At 68.5% G+C, this 19,745-nt stretch carries 9 protein-coding genes and 3 pseudogenes; 7 read left to right on the top strand and 5 right to left on the bottom strand.

The features are described 5' to 3' along the window. Nucleotides 1-315 precede the first annotated feature (315 nt). The gene (locus tag ADK36_RS25310; RefSeq protein WP_199830249.1) at nt 316-1,131 is read right to left on the bottom strand and encodes a substrate-binding domain-containing protein; all 816 of its coding nucleotides are present in this window, start codon (nt 1,129-1,131) and stop codon (nt 316-318) included. Between the two features lie 66 nt (nt 1,132-1,197). Beyond that, a pseudogene (locus ADK36_RS51535) lies at nt 1,198-1,404 on the bottom strand (LacI family DNA-binding transcriptional regulator); the annotation flags it as partial. Between the two features lie 436 nt (nt 1,405-1,840). Here ADK36_RS51535 and ADK36_RS25315 point away from each other — a divergent pair. From ADK36_RS25315 to ADK36_RS25330, 4 genes are all read left to right on the top strand, one after another. Further along, on the top strand, nt 1,841-3,178 hold the full coding sequence (locus ADK36_RS25315) for an ABC transporter substrate-binding protein (protein ID WP_199830240.1): 1,338 nt from the start codon (nt 1,841-1,843) through the stop codon (nt 3,176-3,178). Beyond that, on the top strand, nt 3,178-4,149 hold the full coding sequence (locus tag ADK36_RS25320; protein WP_078916113.1) for a carbohydrate ABC transporter permease: 972 nt from the start codon (nt 3,178-3,180) through the stop codon (nt 4,147-4,149). The genes ADK36_RS25315 and ADK36_RS25320 overlap by 1 nt, the downstream gene beginning before the upstream one ends. Further along, on the top strand, nt 4,146-5,033 hold the full coding sequence (locus tag ADK36_RS25325; protein WP_078916114.1) for a carbohydrate ABC transporter permease: 888 nt from the start codon (nt 4,146-4,148) through the stop codon (nt 5,031-5,033). Before ADK36_RS25320 ends, ADK36_RS25325 begins: the two co-directional genes overlap by 4 nt. A 109-nt stretch (nt 5,034-5,142) precedes the next feature. Next, complete coding sequence (locus tag ADK36_RS25330; protein ID WP_053199171.1) at nt 5,143-7,398, top strand: glycosyl hydrolase family 65 protein; 2,256 nt, start codon at nt 5,143-5,145, stop codon at nt 7,396-7,398. Nucleotides 7,399-7,408: 10 nt separating this feature from the next. On the opposite strand, the gene ADK36_RS25335 is transcribed toward ADK36_RS25330, so the two are convergent. Next, nucleotides 7,409-7,591, bottom strand: a complete 183-nt coding sequence (locus ADK36_RS25335; RefSeq protein ID WP_048580375.1) for a hypothetical protein — start codon at nt 7,589-7,591, stop codon at nt 7,409-7,411. A 163-nt stretch (nt 7,592-7,754) separates the two neighbouring features. On the opposite strand from ADK36_RS25335, the gene ADK36_RS25340 reads away from it, so the two are divergent. The 3 genes from ADK36_RS25340 (at nt 7,755) to ADK36_RS25355 (ending at nt 16,865) form a co-directional block, all read left to right on the top strand. Next, a complete protein-coding gene (locus ADK36_RS25340) occupies nt 7,755-9,971 on the top strand; it encodes a glycoside hydrolase family 3 N-terminal domain-containing protein (protein WP_234329864.1) in 2,217 nt (738 codons plus the stop codon). Nucleotides 9,972-10,215: 244 nt separating this feature from the next. Beyond that, nucleotides 10,216-13,647 carry a glycoside hydrolase family 3 C-terminal domain-containing protein gene (locus ADK36_RS25345; RefSeq protein ID WP_159391196.1) on the top strand — a complete coding sequence of 1,144 codons (3,432 nt, stop codon included), beginning with the start codon at nt 10,216-10,218 and terminating at the stop codon, nt 13,645-13,647. Nucleotides 13,648-14,072: 425 nt separating this feature from the next. Continuing rightward, nucleotides 14,073-16,865 carry a ricin-type beta-trefoil lectin domain protein gene (locus ADK36_RS25355; protein WP_159391197.1) on the top strand — a complete coding sequence of 931 codons (2,793 nt, stop codon included), beginning with the start codon at nt 14,073-14,075 and terminating at the stop codon, nt 16,863-16,865. 1,230 nt (nt 16,866-18,095) lie between these two features. Here the strand turns inward: ADK36_RS25355 and ADK36_RS50400 are convergent. Then, nucleotides 18,096-18,289: pseudogene (locus tag ADK36_RS50400) on the bottom strand (cold-shock protein). Further along, nucleotides 18,281-19,586: pseudogene (locus tag ADK36_RS46605) on the bottom strand (molybdopterin-dependent oxidoreductase); the annotation flags it as partial. The pseudogenes ADK36_RS46605 and ADK36_RS50400, both read right to left, overlap by 9 nt. Nucleotides 19,587-19,745: the final 159 nt, after the last annotated feature.

The raw sequence follows: 19,745 nt of genomic DNA on the forward strand, positions 1-19,745 counted from the left end.
CATCCGTTTCCATTCGGCTGCATCCTGCTCGATCCTGCTGGATCGGGGGCCGTTAGGCGTTCGCCACACCGTTCCCTGTCCGCCCGACAGAGCTGGAGGCCCAGAGCACAGGCCCGCGACCACCTCCGGCTCTGCCGGAAGGCCCTCGCTCCGCGTTGAGGCTTCGCAGCCTGCGGCACTCACATCCACCCACGGTCCGCGATCACGTTCTGCAGCAGGTGATTGCCCCCGAGCACCGTTCGCCGCTCAGCGCCTCCACCCGCTCCGTGCGCGTCGAGACCGGAGCGCGGTGCGGCCGCGAAGCATGGCCGGGACTCATAGGGGCACGGTGCTTTCCCGGACCACGAGGGTGGGCCGGAGCAGGACCTGTTCGGCCTTGGCGTCCGGGTCCTTGAGCCGGTCGAGGAGGAGGCGCATGGTGTGGCGTGCGACCAGTTCCAAGGGCTGGGCGAGGCTGGTCAACCCCGGGTCGACGAAGTGTGCGCCGACGCTGTCGTCGAATCCCACGACGCCGACGTCGTGGCCGGCGGCCAGTCCCCGCTCGCGGCATGCTCGGAGCGCACCGATCGCGATTGTGTCGCTGACGCACACGAATCCTGTCGGTGCCGTCTTCCTGTCGAGGAGTCGGCCGGCGAGTTCCCGGCCCGTGCTGATCTCGTCGGGCCCGCGGACCGCGAGATCACGGGTCGAGAAGCCGTGTGAACGCATGGCCCGGCGCCAGCCGGACTCCCGGTCGTCCCCGAACCCGTTGCGTCCGTCCCAGCCCAGGTAGGCAATGCGCCGGTGACCGCGTTCGGCGAGATGGTCCACGGCCTGCTCCGTACCGGCGGCGCCGTCGACGTCGACCCACCACGTGTCCGACATGGGATGCCCCCAGGGGCGACCGAAGGAGACGAAGGGAATGCCGCGTTCGCGCAGGAAGGTGATACGAGGGTCGTGGTCCTGGGTGGCAGTGATCACGAAGCAGTCGACGGTGTTCGTGCTGAAGATCTCCTGGATGACCTGGATCTCTTCCTCGTCGGTGGCGGCGGGGTGGCAGTAGACCGCGTGGTCGGCTCGGTGTGCCGCTACCGAGAGTTCGTAGAGAAAGCTCGCCCATACCCCGCCCGACTGACCTTGGGTGGTCGGCAACAGCCGAAAGCCGACGGCCTGCGGAGACTGCGTGCGCAGTGAACGCGCAGCCTGATTGGGCCGGTAACCCAACTCGTCGACCGCTTTGAGGACCCGACGCAACGTTGTGGGGCTGAGACGGTCCGGAGAGTTCAAGGCGTAGTGAACGGTCTGCTTGGAAACTCCCACCCGCGCCGCCACCATGGCCATGGTCGGCCTTGACGACCCGGACGTTCCCTCAGCGACCGGTCTCCGACCGCGCCTCGGACCCGATGGTTGATCGGTAAAACCCATCCGCCCATTCTGGTGGGCATGAAGCGCGACAGTCAAGGATGTTCGCCCCGCCTGCCCGTTCGTCGCGCAGATCAGGCCGCAGGATCGCTGGGGGCCGTCGTCGAGCGTCCCTCGGGTGTGTCATGCGTGTACCTCGCACCGCAGAGAACGTCCGTGACCTGGTGGAATACCAGCGAAATGACCCGGGGGAATGCCGGGCCCCTCCGTTGGCGTCCCAGTGCGGGGGTCGCTGCGACGCTCGCCGTCTCGTGGGTGCAGACCTCTTGACTTGCTGCGGCAAACGCCTCTACGGTCCCCGTTTTATCGGTAACACAGCAGTCATATCGATGACACCGAGGGCCCGCGAACCCGCGCCCAAGCTCGACCAGGCGCCGTGACGCGGCGAAACGATCAAGGGCTGCTCTACGGCGACGTACCGTCAGCGGAAGGGACGACTGTGTTCAGACACGGGAATGCGATCAAGGAGGCGACTGCCACCTCGGCTGTCGACCGCCGCAACCTCCTCAAGGCGGGCATGTTTGCCGGTCTCGGTCTGGCCGCCGCGCCCGCGCTCGCGGCATGCGGCGGTGGCTCCGCGGGGAGTGGACCTGCACTGAAGTGGGCGGGCTGGGACGGGCCGCCCCAGTCGGAGGTGTTCCGTCGGTTCTCCGAGGAGATGACCAAGGAACTGGGCGTGAAGGTCACCTACCAACAGGTCGTGGGTGACTACCTCTCCAAGCTGGTGCCGCAACTGTCGGCCGGCGCTGCTCCGGACGCCTTCTACGTCGGTGACATCTACATGGCCAAGCTGATCGAGACCAAGCAGGTGCTCGACCTCACCGACTACCTGGACAGTGGTAAAGCCGCGGTCAAGCTCGATGACTTCCACGAGGGACTGTACCGCTGGTGCAGGCCCGCGGACGGCAGCCCTGGGCTGTTCGGGCTGCCGGTGGACTGCAATCCGATGGTGTTCTGGTTCAACAAGGACCTCCTGGCCGAGGCGGGCGTCAGCACCGACCCGGCCGCCCAGTTCGAGGCGGGCACCTGGACCCAGGACGCGCTGACCGACCTGCTCGACAAGGTCCGCGCCACCAAGAAGAGGGGTCTGGTACTCAACGGCAGCAACTGGCTCGACTGGTTCGGCTGGTTGTCCACCTTCGGCGGGACACTCTTCGACGAGTCCGGAAAGGCGGTGTTCGACACCGACCCCAAGTCCCAGGAGGCGCTGGCGTGGCTGTTCGAGCAGTTGAAGTCGGGAAACATCACCTACTCCGGCGCCCTCCCGCAGGGACAGCTCACTGACGCGGTGTTCTACGCCGGCCAGCTGGCCTGCCTCACCTACGCCCGCGTCGTCCTGCCGAACGTCAAGAAGGTCAAGTTCGGCTTCGACATCGCCCCCTTGCCCTCCCTGTCCGGTAAGGACGTCATGCCGGTACCGGTCAACACGGCGGCGCTGTCGGTCAACGCCAAGTCCAAGAACCGGGCCAAGGCGCTGGAGTTCCTCGGCAACTTCCTGAACGCCGAGGGGCAGAGGTTCCGCCTGTCCGGCGGCGGCAACGCGGTGCCATCGGTCAAGGGCCTGGACGACATCGTCACCGAGGGCAACGTGCCCGCGCACGGCAGCCTGTTCAACGACGTCGCAGCCAAGGGCTACGCCGTCCCCAGCGCCATCGCCGGCAACGCGAAGGTCGCCAAGGAGCTCCCGGTGCTGGTGGACAAGATGCTCAAGGCGGGCAACGAGACGCCGAAGTCGTTCAGCGGCAAGGTGGTCAAGCTGATCAACGGGGGCGCCTGATGGCCGTCAGCAGCGCCGGTTCCCGGGCCGGGGCGCAACTGAGGTCCGGGGACCAGGACGTCGCCCCGGACGCGCGTCCGGACCGACGGAGCCGGCGTCGGCGAGGCGGGGACACAGCCGCGGGATACCTGTTCCTGGCGCCCCAGTTGCTGGGGCTGGTGGTGTTCATGGTCGGCCCGCTGCTGTTCGCCCTGGTGCTGGCGTTCTACCACTGGGACGGGTTCGGCACCCGGTCCTTCGCCGGCCTGTCCAACTTCACCGACGTCGTGTCCGACCCGCGCATCCAGCGCGCGGCGGTCAACACCCTCTGGTTCACGGTGTTGCAGGTGCCGGGACTGATGCTCACGGGATTGTTCTTCGCCCTGCTGATGCAGCGGGCCGGCAAGCTGACCCCGGTGTACCGGCTGGCGTTCTTCGCCCCGGTGATCACCTCTTCGGTCGCGGTCGCGGCGATCTGGCTGTGGCTCTTCAACCCCGACATCAGCCCGGTCAACAACGCGCTGCGCGGGTTCGGGCTGCCCGCACCGAACTGGCTGCAGGACGCCCGGTTCGTCATCCCGGCCTTCGCGATCGTCGGGATCTGGCAGGGCCTGGGCTACCAGCTGATCATGTTCATGGCCGGGCTGCAGGGCATCGACCGCTCGTTCCTGGAGGCCGCCGTGCTGGACGGCTGTTCGGAGTGGCAGAAGCTGCGGCACGTCACCATCCCGCTGCTGTCCCCGACCATCCTGTTCCTCTCCATCACCTCGATCATCGGCTCCTTCCAGGTGTTCGACTACATCTACATCTTCTTCGACGACAGGGCTCCGGACTCCGCCCGCACCGTCGTCTACGAGGTGGTCCGGATCGCCTTCGGTGAGTTCGACTTCGGGGAGGCATCGGCTCTCGCCTTCCTCCTGTTCCTGGCCCTGCTCCTGGTCACCGGCTGCCAGCTCGCAGCCCAGAAGAGATGGGTCCACTACACAGAATGAGTACTTTCTCCAACCCGATCAGCCGCGCGGGCACGACCGCCAAGGGCACTTCCGGCTCCGGCCGGCCCGCCCGTCGTGGGCTGCTGCTGCACGCGGTCCTCCTCGTCTGCGCCATCGGCATGGCGCTGCCGTTCGCCTGGATGCTGTTCTCCTCGTTCAAGCCCTTGAGCGAGATCTTCGTGCAGCCGCCCAAGCTCTTGCCCCAGGACTGGAACGAGCAGGGCTACCGCACCGCTCTGGGCGGCGCCGACTTCGTCCGCGGGTTCTGGAACAGCACCTACATCGCCCTGACGGTCACCGCGGTCTCCCTGCTCACCTCGGCCATGGCCGCCTACGCGTTCGCGCGGATCGACTTCTGGGGCCGCCGCCCGCTGTTCATGGTCTTCCTCGCGACCATGATGGTCCCCGGCCAGCTCACGATCATCCCGCTGTACATCATCATGGGCTGGCTCGGCTGGGTGGACACCCATACCGCGATCATCGTGCCGCCCGCACTGTTCAACGCCTTCGGCGTCTTCCTGCTGCGCCAGTACATCAAGGGCATCCCCGTGGAGTTGGAGGAAGCCGCCCAACTCGACGGCGCCGGCCGGGTCCGCAGGTTCGTGACGATCATCCTGCCGCTGCTGCGCACCCCTCTCACGGCGTTGGGGATCTTCACCTTCCTCGGGCAGTGGAACAACTTCTTCTTCCCGCTGATCTTCCTCAACAGCTCCGAGAACTTCACGCTGCCGCTGCTGGTCAACCAGTTCAAGGGCCAGTACGTCTCTGACTGGCCCGCGCTGATGGCCGCCACGACATTGCTGGCGGCGCCGATGCTGATCGTGTTCGCGTTCGCGCAACGCCAGATCGTCGAAGGCATCGCCCTGTCCGGCTCCAAGTCCTGAGCCACGCACGTTCACCACGCCGGTTCCCCCCAACTCCGGGCCACGCCCAGGCCACCCTGCGCTCCTAACGCACGAACCCCACGACAACACCCATCCGAGAAGGGCACGCATGACCCCCCACGGAGACCCCTCCGACCAGGACAACCCCACCCACGACCCGGTACCCGCGAGGTCCCTGCACACCGGGTGGACGCTCAGCACCACCGAAACCGACGACGACTACGCGCCGACCTTCCTCGGCAACGGCTATTTCGGCGGCCGGATCCCCGCGGCGGGGACGGGATACGCGACGACGCCGATCGAAACCCAGGCGCATCTGGCCGGGTTCTTCGCCCAGGACGGGCCGGTCGAGAAGTACGCGAACATCCCGACCTGGTCCACGCTCGCGTTCTCCGACGAGTCGGGCACCTACGGCCGGCTGCCACAGGCGGCACGGGCAGGTGACGGGGAGGACCCGGAGCAGGGAGCGGTCAGCGACTACCGGCAGACACTGGACCTGCGGGCCGGGTTGCTGACCACACAAGCGACATGGACTTCACCGGCGGGCCGTCGCACCGATCTCACTTACCAGGTACTGGTCCACCGGTCCCGCCATCGGGTGGCCGCGGTCCAACTCACCTTCACACCGCACTGGAGTGGCAGCGCACGCGTGGCCGGGGTCTTCGACGGGACCAGCGCAAGGCTGACCGAACGGTCGAGCAAGGGCTACGACGGTACGGCGGCCGAGTCGTACGAGACGGTGACGACGCTCGGCACGGCTGTCACCGCAGCGCTCGCGTCACGGCTGGAACTGCCCACCGGGGTGGCGGCACACGTCGCCGAGTTCGAGACCGACCAGGTCCAGTCGGTCGGTGTGCAGGCGGCCTTCGATGTGCAGGCCGGCAGCACGTACACGGTCACCAAGTACGTCGGCGTGGCCGGCTCCCAGGACTCCGAAGACCCGCTGTCGGCTGCTCGCGCCGCCGCGGCGGCCGCCGCGGACACCGGGTACGGGAACCTGCTGGCCGAGCACGAGGCGGCGTGGGACGACCTGTGGCGGGCCGACATCGAGGTCCTGGGGGACCCGGTGCTGCAGCTACAGGTCCGCGCGAGCATGTTCTACCTGCTGGAGAGCACCCGCGCCGGGGTGAACTGGAGCCTGTCCCCGTGCGGCCTGTCCGGCGACGGCTACAACGGGCACGTCTTCTGGGACACCGAGACCTGGATGTATCCAGCGCTGCTGGCCCAGCACCCGGCCATCGCGGCGGGTATGAACACCTATCGGCAGCAGCGTCTGGCCGCGGCCCAGGAGTACGCGACCCGAACAGGGTTCGCGGGGGCGAGGTTCCCCTGGGAGAGCGCGCTGCACGGAGACGAACAGACCCCACCCGGCTGGGAAATGGGGGACCTCGAGCACCACATCACCGCTGACGTCGCGCTCGCCCACTGGCAGTACTACCTCGCCACCGGCGATCGCGGCTGGCTCGCCGAGAAGGCCTGGCCGGTGCTGAAGGGTGCCGCCGAGTTCTGGGCGAGCTCCGCCGTTCCCCATGACGACGGCGGCTACGACATCAAACAGGTGATGGGTCCGGACGAATACCACTTCCCGGTCGACAACAGCGTGTACACCAACGTCGCGGCCGCGGAGACCCTGCGGATCGCCACCCGGGCGGCAAAGGTCGTGGGCGTGGCCGCGAACACGGAGTGGGAACGGATCGCCGACGGCCTGCGGGTCCCGTACGACGAGGATCTGGCCATCCATCCGCAGTACGACGGCTACGACGGCGACACCATCAAGCAGGCCGACGTGGTGATGCTGCAGTACCCCTGGGAGCACCCCATGCCCGCCGAGGTCGCGCGGAACGATCTCGACTACTACGTGCCGCGCACCGACCCGGACGGGCCGTCCATGACCGACTCCATCCACTCCATCGCCCACGCCGCACTGGGTACGCCCGGGTCCGCGGCCTACGACTTCATGCGGCGCAGCGTGGACCCGTTCATGCGCGGACCGTTCAACCAGTTCGCCGAGCAGCGTCACGGAGGCGCGTTCACGTTCACCACCGGACAGGGCGGTTTCCTGCAGGTGTTCCTCTACGGCTTCAGCGGGATGCGCTGGCGTGAGGACCGACTCAGGCTCGACCCGACCCTGCCACCTCAGTTGGACGGGGTCACCCTGCGCCGGATGCTGTGGCAGGGACGCGAGTTCGACGTCGCGATCGGCCCGGAGCACACCACGATCACGCTGACCGGAGGTCTCCCGACGACAGTCGAGGTCGCGGGCGCGACACACCCACTGCGTCAGGGCGCGCCGCTGATCCTGCCAACCCGCCGGCCTGACCTGCTGCCCACCAGTGACCTCGCCGACGCGTCGAGGACAGCGTGACCGCAAGCTCTCAGTCCTTCTCCGCGTCCACCGGTGCCACGACAGGCAGTCCGGCCGCTGCCTGACCATCCACTTCGCGGTTGCTGCTCGCCGCAAGCCGGTCATCACCGAAGTCGTGGTGGCGGCGCATCAGGCCGAGGGCGACGACACCCGGATGCGCCGTCTCGACAGCTTCCCAGGAGATCGAACTCATGAGTTCACAACCACACCGGAACCCGGCAACCGCGTGCCAGGGGGCAGGAGCGGAGTATTCCTCTCGCCCAGACCGTCCCGCGGGCACAGCCACCACGACCTCGCCGGCCTATCGCGACCCTTCGAGGCCGCTCGAGGAACGCCTCGAGGATCTGCTCGCCCGCATGACGCTGCAGGAAAAGGTCGGACAGATGCTGCAGCTGGACGCCCGGGGCGACTTGGAGGACGCCGTGGCCACGAAGCTGGCCGGTTCGATCCTGCACGCCTCGCCCGAACGCATGCACGCTGCCGTCAAGCTGGCGGCAGCCACCCGGCTGGGCATCCCGCTGCTCGTCGCTGACGACTGCATCCACGGCCACTCGTTCTGGCCGGGTGCCACGATCTTCCCCACGCAGTTGGGGATGGCCTGCACCTGGGACACCGAGCTCATCGAGCGCATGGCCCGGGCCACCGCGGTGGAAGTAGCCGCGACGGGTATCCACTGGACCTTCTCGCCGGTGCTGTGCATCACCCGCGACCTGCGATGGGGCCGTGTGAACGAGACCTTCGGGGAGGACCCGCTGCTCATCGGGGAGCTGGGCGCCGCGATGGTCCGCGGGTATCAGGGAGCGGGACTGGACGACCCGACAGCGGTTCTGGCCTGCGCCAAGCACTTCGCGGGCTACTCGGAGACACAGGGCGGACGCGACGCGAGCGAGGCGGACCTGAGCCGGCGCAAGCTGCGCTCATGGTTCCTGCCGCCGTTCGAGAGGGCGGCTCGCGAGGGCTGCCGCACGTTCATGCTCGGCTACCAGGCGATGGACGGGGTCCCGATCACGGCGAACAGGTGGCTCCTGAACGACGTCCTCAAGGGCGAATGGGAGTTCACCGGCACGCTCGTGACCGACTGGGACAACGTGGGCCGGATGGTGTGGGAGCAGCAGGTCTGCGCAGACGCCGTGGAGGCCGCAACGGTCGCGGTGCAGGCCGGAAACGACCTGGTGATGACCACCCCCGACTTCTTCGAGGGCGCCCAGGAGGCAGTCACGCAGGGGCGGCTGCGAGAGGAGGAGATCGACGAGGCGGTCCGGCGGATCCTGAGACTGAAACTGGAACTGGGCCTGTTCGAGGACCCCCGCGCGCCGGACCAGGCACGCCAGGCCGACGTGATCGGGTGCGCCGAGCACACCGCCCTCAACCTCGAAGTCGCCCGTAGGTCCCTGGTGCTGCTGCGCAACGACGGCACCTTGCCCCTCGACGGCGGACTGACCGTCGACGGTCAGGGCCGGACCGTCGCCACCGGGGGCCCTCGTACGATCGCCGTGATCGGCCCCAACGGCGACGACCCGCAGGCCATGCTCGGCGACTGGGCCGGCGCATCCGGTCAGGTGGACTGGATGCCGGACGGGCACCCGCGCGAGACCGTCACGACGGTGCTCGACGGGTTCCGCGCAGCCGTTCCCGACGGGTGGACGGTCACCTACGCCCGCGGCGCCGACATCGGGCACGTCGTGCCGGACCCGCAAGGACCGGTGTACCCCGACGGACAGCCACGTCCGCCCCTGTTCGCGCCCGCCCCCGTCGACAAGGCTCAGATCGCGGAGGCGGTGAGCCTCGCGCGCGCGGCTGATTACGTCGTCGCCGTCGTCGGAGACACCGTCGCGTTGACGGGTGAAACCTGCTCGACCGCGACCCTGGAGCTGCAGGGCGGACAGGTCGCCCTCGTCGAGGCACTCGTCGCCACCGGCACACCCGTCGTCGTGGTGCTGGTCCACAGCAAGCCCTCGGTACTCCCCGACGCCGCGCTGGCGGCGGCAGCGCTGATCGAGGCGTTCAACCCGGGCATGCGAGGCGGTCAGGCGGTGGCCGAGCTCGTCCTCGGTCTCATCGAGCCGTCGGGACGCCTGCCCCTGACCGTGCCACGCCATGTCGGGCAGCAGCCCGTCTACTACAACCAGGTGCGCGGCCAGCATGGTGACCGATACGCCGACCTGACTCAGGAACCGCTCTTCGCCTTCGGGGAGGGGCTGTCCTACAGCACCATCGAGTACACCGACCTGGCCATCCTCGATGAAGTCGTGGCCTTGAACGGCGTGGTGCGCGCCGAGGTAACCGTCTCCAACACCGGCACTCGTCCGGTACTGGAGACCGTACAGGCCTACATCAGCGACGTGGTCACGAGCGTCACGTGGGCAAAGCAGGAACTCAAGGCCTGGCGGCAGGTCGCAATCCCACCCGGCGACAGCGTGCGGGTTCGACTGTCGATCCCCGCCGCGGCATGCTCCCTGGTCGACGCCGAAGGGCGCCGGACCGTCGAGCCCGGAGCGTTCGACCTGCTCGTCGGCCCCAACTCACGCGCCGCCGACCTGCTTCGCGCCCGTTTCACCCTCAGCCGACCATGACATCCGTATCGCTGCCACGGTTCAACGAGCTGCGGTGCCTCGTCGCTGTGATTGGGGGCCGAGCACATCTCTGCCGCCATGACAGTCGATCCCGACCAGTCGCCATTCGAGCCGCGGCCGAAGCCCGCTCGGGCTCGAGCGTGTCCCACTCGGGCATGCCGCGGTGGAACTCGTTCGTCGCACGCGTCACGCACGTTCGGCGCGGCTTACCCCCAACGAACCGAAAGGAATTGCCATGCGTCTGATGAGATGGCCAGCCGTGCTCGCTGCGGCCTGCGCCGCACTCGGCGGTAGCCTGATCGTCCCCACCACCGCACCGGCTGCGACCGCGACCGCCGACTGCCCGTGGGTCGGACAGAACGCCACGCCCACGCAACGCGCCGAGCAAGTGCTCGCCCGGATGACGCTGGACGAGAAGATCCAGATGGTGCACGGCGCGGCCAGTTCTTCGTATGCTGGCCTGATTCCGGGCATCGCCCGGCTGTGCGTCCCGGCGCTGAAGATGCAGGACGGCCCGGTCGGTGTGCGGATGAGAGACACGACCCAACTTCCCGCGGCGGCCGCTGTCGCGGCCTCCTTCGACACCTCCTTGGCGAAGTCGTACGGGCAGGTGATCGGGGCCGAGGACAAGGCGAAGGGCGTCGATGTCGACCTCGGCCCGACGGTCAACATCGTGCGTGACCCTCGGTGGGGCCGCGCCTTCGAGTCCTACAGCGAAGACCCGCACCTCACCGGTGAAATGGGATCCGCCGACATTGAAGGCATCCAGTCGCAGGGCGTCATGGCCCAGGTCAAGCACTTCGCCGTCTACAACCAGGAGACCAACCGCAACACGCCCGCCGACAACGCGATCGTCGATGACCGGGTGGTACGCGAGATCTACACCGCCGCCTTCGGCACGATCGTCGCCAAGGCGCGCCCCTCCTCGGCGATGTGCTCGTACTCGTCGGTCAACGGAACGTACGCCTGCGAGAACGCCTACCTCAACAACATCCTGAAGACCGGCTTCGGCTTCGACGGGTTCATCACCTCCGACTGGGACGGCACACACAGCACCGTGCAGTCGGCCAACGCGGGCATGGACATGCAGATGCCGAACGACTCGTTCTTCGGCGCCGCGCTCAAGCAGGCCGTGCAGAACGGTCGGGTGGCGCAGAGCCGCGTCGACGACATGGTCACCCGCATCCTGCGCCAGGAGTTCCGGTTCGGGCTCTTCGACCACCCGTCGGCGGACACCCCCGACGCCCACGCGTCCACCCCGGCGCACGTCGCGGTCGCCAAGCAGGCCGCCGAGGACGGCACCGTCCTGCTGAAGAACGCCGGGAAGATCCTGCCCCTGGACAACAGAAAGGTGCGCTCGATCGCGGTGATCGGCAACGGTGCCAAGGACAACACGATGAGCGGCGGCGGCGGCAGCGCTGCGGTCGCCGGCACCGGGACCGTCACCCCGTATGACGGCATCAAGGCACGCGCCGGATCCGGCGTGGACGTGCGGTACGCGCAGGGCAACGCCGGCACCACGGGCGACTACGGCGCCTTGCCTCCGATCGACAGCCAGTACTTGACCCCACCGTCGGGTTCCGGCCACGGCCTGAAGGGCGAGTACTACACGAACACCACGCTGTCGGGGACACCGGCCGCGACGCGGACCGACCGGCAGGTGAAGTTCGACTGGCTCGGTACGCCTGTCTCCGGCCTGCCCGCCACGAACTTCTCGACGAAGTGGACCGGCACGGTGACCCCGCCGGTCACCGGCACGTACACCTTCGGAGTCACCAGCGACGACGGCAGCCGGCTGTTCATCAACGGCGAGCAGGTCATCGACAACTGGCGCGACCAGGGGGCGACCACCGAGACGGCCAAGGTCGACCTGACCGCGGGCAAGCCGGTGCGGATCGAGGTCGACTACTACCAGGGCAGCGGCGGCGGCTCCGTGAGCCTCGGCTGGATGCCGCCGAGCGCCGCGCTGACGCAGCAGGCCGCGGCGCTGGCCGCGAAGTCCGACGTCGCGGTGGTGTACGCCAACAACTACGCCTCCGAGGGCAGAGACCTGGCCGACCTCGGCCTGCCCGGCGACCAGAACGACCTCATCGACGCGGTCGCGGCAGCCAACCCCCACACGATCGTCGTGCTGAACACCGGCTCCGCGGTCACCATGCCGTGGATCGACAAGGTCAAGGGCGTCTTCGAAGCCTGGTACCCGGGCCAGCAGGCCGGCAACGCCATCGCCGCACTTCTGTTCGGCGACACCAACCCGTCCGGCAAACTCCCCGTCACCTTCCCCACCTCGCTCGACCAGGTGCCCGCCGCCACGGAAGCACAGTGGCCCGGAACGGACGGCAAGGTGCGGTACTCCGAGGGCCTGAAGGTCGGATACCGCTGGTACGACGCGAAGAAGCTGACCCCGCTCTTCCCGTTCGGCCACGGCCTGTCCTACACCACGTTCAGGTTCTCCGGCCTGCGCCTGTCGGCACCCACGCTGCCGGGCAACGGACACATACGGGCAAGCGTCGACGTGACCAACACCGGGTCGCGGGCGGGCGCCGAGGTCGCGCAGTTGTACCTCAGCGCTCCGGCCACCACCGGTGAGCCGCCCAGGCAGCTGAAGGGCTTCAAGAAGGTCCACCTGCGGCCCGGCCAGACCAAGAGGGTGACGTTCGACATCAACGCCCAGGACGCCTCGTACTGGAACACCTCCGCGCAGGGCTGGACGCTCGCAGCCGGCACCTACACCGTGCGGGTCGGAGACTCCTCGCGCTCCCTGCCGCTCTCGGACACCTTCCGCGTCGCGCGCACGGTGACCCACGGCACGCAGTACACGACGGTGAAGTCTCCGACATCGGCGCAGCAGGGCTCCAACGTGTCGGTGACCACGAGGTTCACCAACGGCGCCACGGTGCCCGTGCGCAATGCCGTCACCGCCCTTACCGTGCCGCGCGGCTGGAAGGCCACGGCCAAGTCTCCGAAGAGCTTCCCGCGGGTGGGCCCGGGGCAGACGGTGTCGACCACCTGGTCGGTGACAGTGCCCGCCGACACACCCGGCGGCGCCGCGACACTGTCGGCGACCACCGGATTCACCGGCTCCAACCGCCGCGCACAGCCGAGCGGTTCCGCCACCTTGACCGTCGCCTACCGCGACCTGGCCACCGCGTACGACAAGGTCGGCGTCACCGACGACTCCGACACCTCGCCGGGCAACTTCGACGGCTGGGGGAACAGCTACTCGGCGCAGGCGCTGGCCGCCGTCGGCGTGAAACCGGGCAGCACGATCACCGCCGGGACATCAACGTTCACCTGGCCCGATGTCCCGCCCGGGAAGCCGAACCAGGTCAACGCCGCCGGGCAGATCATCGGGATGAACGGCTCGGGCACGAAGCTGTCCTTGCTCGGGGCGGGCGCGAGCGGCACCCAGAGCGGGCAGCTCACCGTGACCTACACCGACGGCACCACATCCACGGCGAGGGTGTCCTTCGCGGACTGGTGGGCGGACCAGGCGGTGGACGGCGGCACGCTCGTCGCGACCGCCGCGTACCTGAACCAGGGCGACGGCACCCGGAAGGACCAGCACGTGAGCCTCTTCGCGGCCGCGGTCCCGCTCACCGCGGGCAAGCAGGTCGCCTCCATCACCCTGCCCGACAACCCGAACCTGCACCTCTTCGCCGCCACGATCAGCTGACCCGCACGGCCCTCCCGCCGCTTCGCTGCGCACAGGGCACCGCCGGAGCAGCACACCTCCCCACGGGTGCTGCTCCGGCCGCACACAGCTCACCCACCCGACCCCACCCGCGGAGGGAACCCAGTGCACCAACTCGTCAAGACCGCCGAACCCCCGCCCCCGGCCCCCGAAGCCGCCACCGTCCCCCTGATCGACGGCACGCCGTTCCGCGTCCGTGCACACACCGGGGACATCGCCCGAGGGGGCCTCGCGCCACAGGTCGGCCTCGCATCGCCAGGCCGTCGTGACACAGCCACGCGTTCCCACCACGAGGAGGTGGTGTTCCAATGAAGGATCCAGTGACGGAGCACAGCGATGCCCGGGACGACGCAGGAGTGAGGCCCGGTACCTCACGCCGAAGGTCGGCCTGGGGCCGTTTGACGGCCGTGGCGACTGCCGCGGTCCCGAAGGCGATCCGGCCGAGTGACCACGCCGGATCCGGCACCCGGGGCCACTACCGGGCCGCGAAGTCCACGGTGCCGTCGGCGGCCATCCATCCACTCGCCCGCTCACGGAAGCCCTGGAGGAGAACGTCCATCGGGCTGGCCCTCGGCTGCCTGCTCCTGGGCACGGCCGCCGTGCCGGCCTCGCCCGCATCCGAACCGGGCAAGGACAGTGGCGACGACAGCTGGGTGCTGAGCACGAACGACACGTCGAAGAACTACTCACCGACGTTCGTCGGCAACGGCTACCTCGCCGCGCGGGTGCCCGCGGCGGGACAGGGATACAGCAGCACGCCCATCGTCACCCAGTCCCAGCTCGCCGGCTTCTACTCCGAGGGCACCGAGCAGAACGAGCAACGGGCCGCCCTGCCGACCTGGACCACGCTCCGCTTCGGCCGCGGCGGAGGCGCACAGCCACCGACGACGATCGACCCTGCCACCGACGGCACCACCAGCAAGTACCGGCAGTCGCTGAACCTGCGCACCGGAGTGCTGACCACGTCGTTCGACTGGACCTCACCCGCAGGTGACACCACCAGCTTCGACTACGAGGTCAACGCCAACCGCGCGGACGGCCATCTGGCCACGGTGAGCCTGCGGGCCGTGCCGCACTGGAGCGGGACAGCCACCGCCGTGGACGAGTTCGACGCCCGCGGACTCCACCACGCCTCCGTAACCAAGTCGCACGTGAGCGGCAGGACCGGCACCCTGTCCCAAACCGTCGTGACCGACGGGAAACTGGTCACCGCCGGGCTGAACTCCGTCCTGCGCGTCAACGGTAAAACCGTGCCCACCCAGGCGATCGCCCCGACCAACGACGGCACCGCCGGGCAGAGCGCGGCCTTCCCCGTCCGCGCCGGCCGGCCGATCCAGATCACCAAGTTCGTGGGCATCGCCTCCAGCGTCGACACCGACCGGAAGCTTGCGTCCGCGACCCCGCAGCAGGCCGCCGCGACCACCGCGGCCCGCGCCGCCAAGGGCGGCTACCAGCGCGCGCTCGACCGCAACAACAAGGCATGGTCACGCCTGTGGCAGTCGAACATCTCCATCCCCGGTGACACCGCCATGACCGCACAGATCCACGCGTCCATGTTCTACCTGCTCGCGAGCATGCGCGCTGGTGTCAACTGGAGCACCAGTCCCGGTGGGCTGTCCGCGGACAGCTACAACGGCCACGTGTTCTGGGACATGGAGACCTGGATGTACCCGGCGCTGCTGGCCCAGTACCCGGACGTAGCGGCCGCGGCGAACTCCTACCGGCACAGGACGCTGTCCGTGGCGCGGGAGAACGCCGCCAGGCTGTCCACGCCCAGCCAGCCGATCAAGGGCGCCAAGTTCGCCTGGGAGAGCGCGCTGACCGGCAAGGAGACGGCCCCGGACCCGTGGGGCACGTACGAGATCCACATCAACTCCGACATCGCCCTGGCGCAGTGGCAGTACTACCAGGTGACCGGCGACAAGAGATGGCTGCGGGACAAGGCGTGGCCAGTGTTGGAGGGCATCGCCGACTACTGGGCCACCCGCGCCGTACCCGACTCCTCCGGCGGATACGACATCAATGACGTCATGGGGCCGGACGAGTACTACTACCCGGTCGACAACAGCGTGACCACCAACGCCGGCGCACAGGCGTCACTGCGCATCGCGATCCGCGCCGCGCACCTTGTGGGCCGGACCGCCGATCCGGCGTGGAAGAAGGTCGCCGACGGCCTGAAGATCCCGGTGGACACGGCACTCAACATCCACCCCGAGTTCGACGGCTACAAGGGGCAGACCGTCAAGCAGGCCGACGTCACCCTGCTGCAATACCCCTGGGCGGTGCCGATGTCGCCCAGCCTGGCCCAGAACGACCTCGACTACTACAAGGGGCGCACCGACCCCAACGGCCCGTCCATGACGGACGCGATCGCCGCCATCAACAGCGCGGCCCTCGGATCGCCGGGCTGCCAGGTCTACGACTACCTCCGCTACAGCGCGGATCCGTACCAGGCCGCCCCGTTCAACCAGTGGTACGAGACCCGCAGGGGCGGAGCGTTCAACTTCACCACCGGCCAGGGCGGCTACCTGCAGGAATTCCTCTACGGGTTCACCGGGCTGCGCTGGGGAACCGACGCCGTCACCGTCGATCCGTTCCTGCCGACCCAGCTGCCGGGCGTCGATGTCACCGGGGTGAAGTGGCACGGCAGCACCTTCGACATCTCCGTCGGACAGCAGACCACGAAGCTGACCCTGCGCTCCGGCCCCCCGCTGGCGGTACGCGACGGAGCCGGCACCCTGCACCGGGTCACCGCCGCCGCGCCGCTGAGGATCCCGACCCGCCACCCGGCTGCGACACCCAAGCCCTTCAGCTGCACCGGGCTGATCACCCCGGCCGCCGAGACCAGCCGCTGCGTGGACATCCAGTGGGGCGACAACAGTGACGGGACGCCGCTCCAGATCTGGGACTGCAACGGCACCGTCGCGCAGGACTGGGTGCGTCCCGGCAACGGCACCGTGATGGCCACGGGCAAGTGCATGGACGTGCGCGGCGATTCCAGCGCCGACGGGACACCCGTGCAGATCCATACCTGCGACGGCAGCCCTTCACAGCAGTGGACGTACGACCAGGACACCGATGAGTTGAAGGCCTTCGGCAAGTGCCTCACCCCCTCCGGCGGCGGCACGAGCAACGGCACCCCACTCGTGATCGAGACCTGTAACGGCAGCACCAGCCAGCAGTGGCGCCTGCCGTCCTGACGCTCCAGCCGGGGCTGTGCGGCGCCCCCGACCAGGTGCCGCACAGCCCGGGGGCGCGCTCCCGGGTGGACCGGGCCGCTGATCGCTGCCCACACCCAGGTCCGCCTCGCCAGGCACCCTGGCGGTCGACCTGCGCCGTCCCTGGAAAAAAGGTCGAACGGCACCGCGGGCTTCGTCGTGGAGGTGCTCGACGACGTATGCGCGCACGTCGTCGCGGAAGGCCTCGGCATCCCAAGCGGCCCGGCACAACAGATGCTGCATGCCGTGCGGGCAGGCCTCCCCAGTCATCCGTTCCGTGCCCAGCCCGGACCGTACTTTGGAGGGGGCGTCCTCGATGACCAGCCACTCCCCCGCATCGGCCCAAGGCAGCCCCGCGCCCCTCAACCACTCCATCCTCAACAGACCGTCACGCACGAGGCCCCGGGGGAGATACGCCGTTCAGGGGCAGCGGGGTGGTAAGAATCAGTGCCCCCGGTCAAGAGCTGCCCCCGGCGCCTCAGGATTCCCTGTCTCCAGGGAGTCCTGAACTTCATGATCCTCCGGGGGCGACAACCCCTTACCCGTGCTTAAAACGCTCCTTCAAAGGCAACCCATGGTGGACGGGTGGGACGGCCACACCACCGATCCCACCCCTAAAGCCCAGGTCACAAGGGTTCAGAGCCGACGTGAGACGTGCGAAGACGACCGTTCGCCACACCGATTCCAAGCAACCGCCTCACACAAGACGCCCTTCAAACCGCGTTTTCGCAGGTAAGAACGTTTCTCCATGGCTGAGCGCTGGTGGGGCGGGTGGGACTCGAACCCACGGCCGACGGATTATGAGTCCGCTGCTCTGCTCGACGCCGAAACGCGCTCCTTCCGGGCTTCCCGGTCGCCGCATACAGCCAGCCGCCCAAGAGGCTGCTGACAGAGCTCCTACAGGATTCAGCACGCGCCAAGCCCACGGGGCACAGTTCCCCAGCCCCGCTCCTTGCCCCATTCGGTGCGGCCAGACTTTGCCACCACATGATCACCGGCGTGTCGTTCTGGCACTCCGAGCAGGCATGCGACTCCTGACGGGCCTCCGAGCCGGAGGCCCGGCGGCGGGTGGCCATGGCCCCGTAAGTCGTCGAGGAGCGGGAAGGCTTCTACCGTGGCCGCGAACTCGCCATCCCCCAGCGGTAGTCGCGGGCGAGCGGGACGCCGCTACTGACCGACGTGATCGATGAGGCGCCCTGGGCCAGCGGTCACTTAGCTGGAGAGAGCGACGGGGGGGTACCGTCGGTAGACCTGCTCCGCCTGCTGCCCTTTGGGCCCCTGGGTGACCTGGTATTCGACATTGTCCCCCTCCTGCAGCTCCTTGAAGCCTCGTCCTGGACGGCGGAGAAGTGGACGAACGCGTCCGGGCCGCCGCCGTCCGGTTGGATGAAATCAAACCCAATGATGCCGCGGTAACGGTCGTCGAGGCCGTAGACGGTGGTATTGAACTGGTCGTGCGACCGTACCGTCGTCAGCAGCAAGTGCCCCGGCGGGACTTCGGGCGCGGTCGGTGGGTTGACGGTGAAGCGCGCCTTGCCGGTCGGCGTGGGGAAAGTGCGGGAGTCGCGCGGTGCTCGGGGGAGCATGAAGCCGCCGGGCTGCCGGACGCGTTGCTCGAAGGCATGGAATCCGGAAACCACATGCTCGATGTGGCGGCGGATCACGGCGTAGTCGTCGCGCATGATGCGCCAGCCGAGGTCGTCGCCGAAGAGCGCGTGCCCGAGATCGGCGATGATCGCGACCTCGCTGCGCAGGCGCGGTGATCCGGGAAGGAGCCGTCCGCGCGATGCGTGCACCATGGCCATCGTGTCAGCGGTCGGCGAGCTTCGTACCCGGGCCGACCAGGCCGCGCGCGGTCTGCGGGTTGTGGAAGCGGCCGAAACCGGCCTCGGGGAGCGGGTTGGCGGCGATGATGCGGGCGCCGCGCCGCTTGGCCTGTTCGAGCGCGGTGAGCATACGGGGGTGGCAGGTGCCGGGGTTCTGGCCCACCACGATGATCAAGTCTGCGTGATCGGTGATGTCGGAGAGCGCGATGAGGCCCTTTCCGACGCCGATGGTCTCGCTCAGGGCAGCCCCGCTCGACTCGTGGCACATGTTCGAGCAGTCCGGCAGATTGTTCGTGCCGAGCCTGCGCGCCAGCAACTGGTAGAGGAAGGCGGCCTCGTTGCTCGTCCGACCGCTGGTGTAAAAGACGGCACGGCTTGGATCGGCGAGGCCGCGCAGGCGATCGGCGGTGAGCGCGAGCGCGCCCTCCCACGGGATGGGCGCATAGTGGGTCGCGCCGGGGGCGAGATGCATCGGCTGCGCCAGCCGGCCCTGTGACTCCAGCCAGCGACCGTCCCGCTCCCGCAGAGCAGCGACGGAGTGCTCGGCGAAGAACGCCGCGTCGACGCGTTTGCGCGTGGCTTCCCAGGCGACGGCCTTAGCGCCGTTCTCGCAGAACTCCGCGATCTTCCGGTGGTCGGGATCGGGTTCGCCCCATGCGCAGCTCGGACAGTCGAAACCGCCGACTTGGTTCACGGTCAGCAGCGTCTGCAGACTCCGCTTCGGCCCCATCTCGCCCATGGAATACCGCGCTGATTCGATGATGCCGTGAATTCCGACGCTGGACTTCTTGGGGCCTGACGAGGTCGGATCCGATGAGGGCGGAGGGACGCCCGCCGACCCGTGTGCATCCGTCGGGTTGATCGGTTGCTCAGCCATGACTGCCTCTTTGCCCCACACGGGCCATGGGTCTGCGAGGGCGTAGTTGACCGCAGCCGCGTACGCGACGTGCGTGAGCCGGGCACTTGTGCGCACCCACCGCAAGGCGAGTGCGCACTCGGTGTCCGGCCTGACTGCGGCCGGACACCTGTGGCTTCC

The sequence above is a fragment of the Streptomyces viridochromogenes genome (assembly GCF_001270495.1).
Classification (GTDB): domain Bacteria; phylum Actinomycetota; class Actinomycetes; order Streptomycetales; family Streptomycetaceae; genus Streptomyces; species Streptomyces viridochromogenes_A.

Excerpts from the sequence above, each read along its gene's own strand:
- ADK36_RS25320 (WP_078916113.1), top strand. The coding sequence starts at position 3,178 with ATGGCCGTCAGCAGCGCCGGTTCCCGGGCCGGGGCGCAACTGAGGTCC.
- ADK36_RS25325 (WP_078916114.1), top strand. The coding sequence starts at position 4,146 with ATGAGTACTTTCTCCAACCCGATCAGCCGCGCGGGCACGACCGCCAAG.
- ADK36_RS25330 (WP_053199171.1), top strand. The coding sequence starts at position 5,143 with ATGACCCCCCACGGAGACCCCTCCGACCAGGACAACCCCACCCACGAC.
- ADK36_RS25335 (WP_048580375.1), bottom strand. The coding sequence starts at position 7,591 with ATGAGTTCGATCTCCTGGGAAGCTGTCGAGACGGCGCATCCGGGTGTC.
- ADK36_RS25340 (WP_234329864.1), top strand. The coding sequence starts at position 7,755 with ATGACGCTGCAGGAAAAGGTCGGACAGATGCTGCAGCTGGACGCCCGG.
- ADK36_RS25345 (WP_159391196.1), top strand. The coding sequence starts at position 10,216 with ATGAGATGGCCAGCCGTGCTCGCTGCGGCCTGCGCCGCACTCGGCGGT.